The sequence below is a fragment of the Sporosarcina sp. E16_8 genome (genome assembly GCF_017347095.1).
GTDB lineage: Bacteria > Bacillota > Bacilli > Bacillales_A > Planococcaceae > Sporosarcina.
Map to the genome: position 1 here is coordinate 1 of NZ_JADPRZ010000088.1, position 5,702 is coordinate 5,702.

At 42.0% G+C, this 5,702-nt stretch carries 5 protein-coding genes; all 5 read right to left on the reverse strand.

All coding sequences use genetic code 11. The features are described from left to right. Positions 1–155: 155 nt before the first annotated feature. Positions 156–296, reverse strand: a complete 141-nt coding sequence (locus I2484_RS20540; RefSeq protein WP_207152916.1) for a hypothetical protein — start codon at positions 294–296, stop codon at positions 156–158. A 126-nt stretch (positions 297–422) separates the two neighbouring features. Beyond that, entirely contained in the window at positions 423–797 is a 375-nt protein-coding gene (locus I2484_RS20545; protein ID WP_207152917.1) for a carboxymuconolactone decarboxylase family protein, read from the reverse strand. Between the two features lies 1 nt (position 798). Beyond that, a complete protein-coding gene (locus I2484_RS20550; protein WP_207152918.1) occupies positions 799–2,433 on the reverse strand; it encodes a thiamine pyrophosphate-binding protein in 1,635 nt (544 codons plus the stop codon). A gap of 23 nt (positions 2,434–2,456) precedes the next feature. Continuing rightward, positions 2,457–4,673 carry an EAL domain-containing protein gene (locus I2484_RS20555; protein WP_218628079.1) on the reverse strand — a complete coding sequence of 739 codons (2,217 nt, stop codon included), beginning with the start codon at positions 4,671–4,673 and terminating at the stop codon, positions 2,457–2,459. A 574-nt stretch (positions 4,674–5,247) separates the two neighbouring features. After that, positions 5,248–5,517: a hypothetical protein gene (locus I2484_RS20560; RefSeq protein ID WP_207152919.1), complete on the reverse strand. Its 270-nt coding sequence runs from the start codon at positions 5,515–5,517 to the stop codon at positions 5,248–5,250. Between the last annotated feature and the right edge of the window lie 185 nt (positions 5,518–5,702).

Consider the following 5,702-nt stretch of genomic DNA (forward strand, 5'->3'; position numbering starts at 1 on the left):
CCAACGAACGGGGGAGTTTCCAACGAAACTATGAAAGTGTCCAACAAAGCCCCGAAAGTGTCCAACCAATCCCTGGAAGTCTGCAACCAACCCGTGAAAGTGTCCAACCAACGGGGGAGTTTCCAACGAAACAATGGAAGTGTGCAACCAAGTTCCTAAAGTGTCCAACCAATCCCTAGTAGTCTGCAACCAACCCGTGAAAGCGTCCAACGAACGGGGGAGTGTCCAACGAAACCATGAAAGTGTCCAACCAATCCCGAGAAGTCACCAACCAACCCATCGAAGTCTCCAACCAACCCCAAAAACCCCACAACCCCAACTACATACCCATAGAAAAAACCAGACAACCGGCAGCTGTCTGGTTTTTTCTATAGGTATTCAACTGTTTCAAGCCCAACTACCCGTTCAGGCACCGCCGAAATCTATTCATTCTTAGCGAAAATCTCACCAGCGATACCCATTGCCTGAACGGCTTTAGGGAACCCGACATAGCCGGCACACTGGATGATGATTTCGATGATTTCTTCTTTTGTGAGGCCGACGTTTAGGGCTGCCTGCAAGTGAACTTTATACTGCTCAAAAGCTCCCTGTGTGATGAGTGAAGTGAGTGTTATGAATTCCCGTTCTTTAAGGGAAAGACCTTCTCTAGTGTAAAGATCACCAAAGCCGAAGGACACAATCATGTCCCAGAAGTCAGGTGAGATTTTCTTTATTTCTTCCATGCCAGTACGTACTTCTTTGGAGAATAATTCTTCCATTGCATGTAAACCGGCCTCGTATCGCTTGTTGTTTTCCATCTTATTGCCTCCCCATGGTTGGTGGAATTTCATTTTCAAGAACTAATGCTTCAATCACAAATGGTTTGTTTGTTTCATTAACAATATGTAATGCTTCTTTTATAGCATCGGTTAAATCATAAGGATTATGGCATGTAGTTGCTTGTAGACCCATTGATTCAGCAAATTTGGCTACGTCGAGTGGAGTTTCGTAAATACCACCGATGGACGTGCCAATCATTTTTTGCATTCCTTTTTCCACCATGTCTAATCGCCCATTATTCAAAACGATGAACAGGACAGGGGAGTTGTAATTATACGCTGTCGAAAGTTCCGTACCATGCATGAACATGCATCCATCACCAACTAAACAAACAATTGTTTTTTCAGGGGCTGCTAGTTTTGCACCGATGGAATAGCCGATTCCGTTGCCCATCGCACCAAATATATCATCAAAGAAGAAAGTCCCTGGTTTGTAAATATCATAGTATTTAATGCCGTAGAAAGAGTGGCTCCCATCATCACCAAAAATAATCGCGTCAGTGGGCAGCGTGTTACGCATTGCCCGTAATACTTGGACTGCAGACATTCGCTCACCTTGTTGATTATCCTGAAGTGGGCTCAACTCGATTGGTGTTAAAAAGGCTTCGCTGTTTGTTTCCGGTATATCCTTCAAAATCGCTATCAGATTAGACTTTATATCGCCAAGAACAGGGGTAGTTGGTACTTGAATTGATTTCCCAATAAAGGTTGGGTCATAGTCAAAGTGGATGATATGCTCCGGATACATCGCTTCGGATAAGCCTGCGATAGACATGTCACTTAATCTTGAGCCGATGATAATAAGAAGGTCAACCCGCTCATTAAAGTATTCTGTCGCTTCCGCGGTACCACCTAGTCCAAATGCCCCTAATGACAGCTGATGATTGGATGGAAATGTACCTTTTCCTCCTGGTGTGGTAATGACAGGGATATTCCAATGCTCAGCAAGATGCTGGGCTTCTTCGTAGGCCCTGCTGGAATGAACGCCTTTTCCAAGGAATAGAAGGGGGCGCATGGCCGCATTCAGTTTGTCGATGACTTCATCCGTTTTGGGTGAAATCATGTCATGGGACACTGGAAATTCCAGTTGGAATGGGTCAATCTCTTGTAGTAAAATATCAAACGGGATGGACAGATGCACAGGTCCTTTTACACCTGACAACGCCTTTTCAAGGGCATGCTGGAGGAACGGCTGTAACATATCGCCTCGTTCTACGCGTGCACTGAACTTGGTGACAGATTTGAACATATCCACAAGATCAGTACCGAATATGCTGGAGTCCTGTCCCATTGCTTTGCCAGTATCTTTCATCGAAGGGTGTCCTGTGATGATTAATAGGGGGAGATTGGAGGCTTTCGCCTGACCAGCAGCTGTCAGCAGGTTAGTCCCGCCAGGCCCAGACGTACCAACCGCGACCCCTATCTTTTGATTCATTAAGGCATAGCCGGAAGCTTCAAACCCTGCAGCAGCTTCGTGTTTACTTAATACGAATTTCAAATCATGTTTTAATATTTCGAATAATATAGGGGATATCGCCTTTCCTGGGATACCGAAAATATGACTAATTCCCCATTGTTTAAAATTCGCTACTAATACAGATGCAGCCGTTTCCATGCTGTATGCTCCCCTTATTATCTTTATTGTAGTAAATAAATTTTCTCGATATCTTCAATTGGAAGTGGTTTACTGAAGTAATAGCCTTGTATAATATCACACTGGTGATTTTTCAGGAACTCAAGCTGTTCCTTTGTTTCGACGCCTTCTGCAATGACTTCCTTATGCAGGTTATGTGCTAACGTGATAATTGCTTTGACGATAATGGCGCCTTTTGGATCCTTCATTAATTCACTGATGAAGGATTTGTCTATTTTAATATAATCAATTGGGAAGTTCTTAAGGTAATTCAGCGAGCTATAGCCTGTCCCGAAATCATCAATACTGATCCCGATGCCGAGCGATTTCAGCTTATTCAATACGATAATAGAGTAGTCGTACTCCATCGCCATATATTCAGTGATCTCTACTACGAAATAGTGCGGGGCGAGTGCGGTACGTTCCAGTACTTCCTCCACATATGTTACGAGATTTCTTGTGAGAAACTGCTGTGTAGATAGATTAACGGAGACTTTTATCGGTTCCATTCCAGCATCCTGCCATTTTTTGTTTTGGGAACATGCCTCATTGATAACCCATTCTCCAATTAGGGTGATCAATCCGTTTTCTTCAGCTAGTTTGATAAATTTCCCCGGAGGTAGCAGACCTAACCTTGGATGCTGCCAGCGAATTAATGCTTCAAACCCAACCAATTTACCGGACTGGTTATGAATTTGCGGCTGATAATGAAGAACAAACTCATTATTATCAAGAGCTCTCCTTAAATCAATCTCGAGACTGTATTCGTCCATCATATCTTCTAATAATTCGGAGGTATGAACAACATAGCAGTTTTTCCCATGTGATTTTGCCTGGTACATCGCATTATCTGCGTAGACCATGAGCTTCTCCATCGGAACGGGGTAGTCGGGATAAATCGCGACTCCGATACTCGCTGTTGTATGTAACTCTTTCTTCCCAATTTGAAAAGGTTCATGAAACAGATTGAGTATTTCTTCAGCCTTTTTCGTGGCATAATCAGGACTACTAAAATCTGCAAGCAGGAAAATGAATTCATCACCACCCATTCGGGCAAGTATATCCTTTTCTCCAAGACAACCACTTAAACGCTCGCTTACTTTCATAATGAGTTCATCCCCATATGAATGACCAAAGTTATCGTTAATGACTTTAAAACGGTCCAAATCGATATATAAAAGAGCCATAGTCCGATCGTGACCTGCTTTTAGTTCGGTGATAATGGTTTCTGCTTCCCTATTAATATATCGTCTGTTCGGCAGATTTGTTAAGTCATCATGATAGGCTAAGTAGTTATATTTTTCCTGCAGTAAGTAACGGTCTGAAATGTCCCTGAACTGGCCGAATGCTCCAATCATTTTGTCCTCTTCATAAATAGGCTGGGCATCGAACAGGCAGACAACTAGGTTACCCGCATCATCTTTAAATTGGAGTTCTTCGTTTTCGAATATTTTCCCCTGTTCCAATACTTCCTTAAAATAGTCTCCCGTTATAGCCGAATCGTAAATATGTCTTCCTACAACGGATTCTCTGCTATTATTCGAAATCTTTTGAGCAAAATCATTAAACTCAGTAGTGATTCCGAACTCATCGGTGACAACAATCCCATTTCTTGTTTTGCTTAACATAATCTGATTCATTATATTAAGCTTCTTATTTTGTTTTCTTAATAAAAGTTCTCTTTCAATCGAATCAACCGCCTGGGTTAACATCGTAAGAAAAAGTGGATTTTGAAACGAGATGGGCATCATGATGGACACGCTACCAAGTAGATTATTATCATCTGTATAATGAAATGCAGTCCCATAACACGCAATATTATGAAGAAACGTATGATAATGTTCTTCGCCAATTAGACTGATCGGGTGTTTCTGTTGCAATGAAAGACTGATGACATTCGTACCTGTATCTTCCTGGGTGAACAGGCCACCTGGTCTAATCCCAAATTGTTCGATGGTAGACTTTATGGTTTCATCCCCTTCAATTTCAAGAAGATAACCGAATTCATCTGAAACAACAACGAGTATCGGGGTGCCTTTTAAGGAGTCCAGTAGCTTATTCGAGAAAAAACTCACAACCGACAGGATTTCACTATATGATTTTCTTTTCTCATCAAATTCCACTTCACTTAAAAACTTCTTTGGTCTCGATACCTCATTCGGATCCATCCCGGACTCTTTGCACATTCTTTTAGACTCTGTTATATAGTATGGTTCCGTCATATTTATGTCCTCCTCCTCCTAAGTCTCTTGCATGGATTATATGCAGCCTAGGATAAATTAGTAGTTAGTCGGCACTTAATAAATGGAGCATTACTCCAACATCGCCTAGTCTTCTCACGCAATAAACCCGCCAAAAAATTACTGTGGAGGGATTGATCTGCATCCCTCGATAGTTTTATTACTCCGGCGCCTTCAGAATGCGGGGGTGCAGCCTTTTATTAGTGTCGCTCCATTGCTAGATTTGTTCGTTGTACTGGTGAGGTATCTCGCCTAGATAAACCTATATAAGTAGTTCCGAAAGTATAGCCAAACATTTAATGGAAAAGTAAAAAAGAATCCCCGACATTTGAGGTTAAGTCATCACAAAATAACCAGTAGAAAGGATTCTTAGTATACCAATTTTACCGCATCCCAAGCTTAATATCAATCCAACTATATGCGTAAAGGCTAGCGTTGCGTAGAAGATAAAGTAATTTCAGGGAGCTGTGGGCGGCGCTGCTTCGGGAAGTATGCTATAACTTTAAAATAATAGAATGAAGATTAACGAATTCGGAAATGTCTGGTTTATTTATGTTTATTCGAATGCTAGAATTGCCTGTTTGGGGAGTTTCCAACGAAAGTGTCGGAGTGTCCAACCAAGCCGGGGGAGTGTCCAACCAAACTGAAGAAGTGTCCAACCAACCAAGGAAAGTGTCCAACAAACTGTGGAGTTTCCAACGAAAGTGTCGAAGTGTCCAACAAAGTCTGGGGAGTGTCCAACCAATTTGAAAAGCCTACAACAAACAGTGAAGTTTCCAACAAAGTTTAAGAAGTGTGCAACCAAATCTCTGGAGTCTCCAACCAAATCCCGAAAGCCTCCAACCAAATTTGAAAAGCATACAACAAACAGTGGAGTGTCCAACAAAGTTTAAGAAGTCTCCAACCAAACCTCTGAAGTCTCCAACCAAATCCCGAAAGCCTCCAACCAAATATGAAAAGCTTCCAACAAACAGCGAAGTTTCCAACAAAGTTTAAGAAGTGTGCAACCAA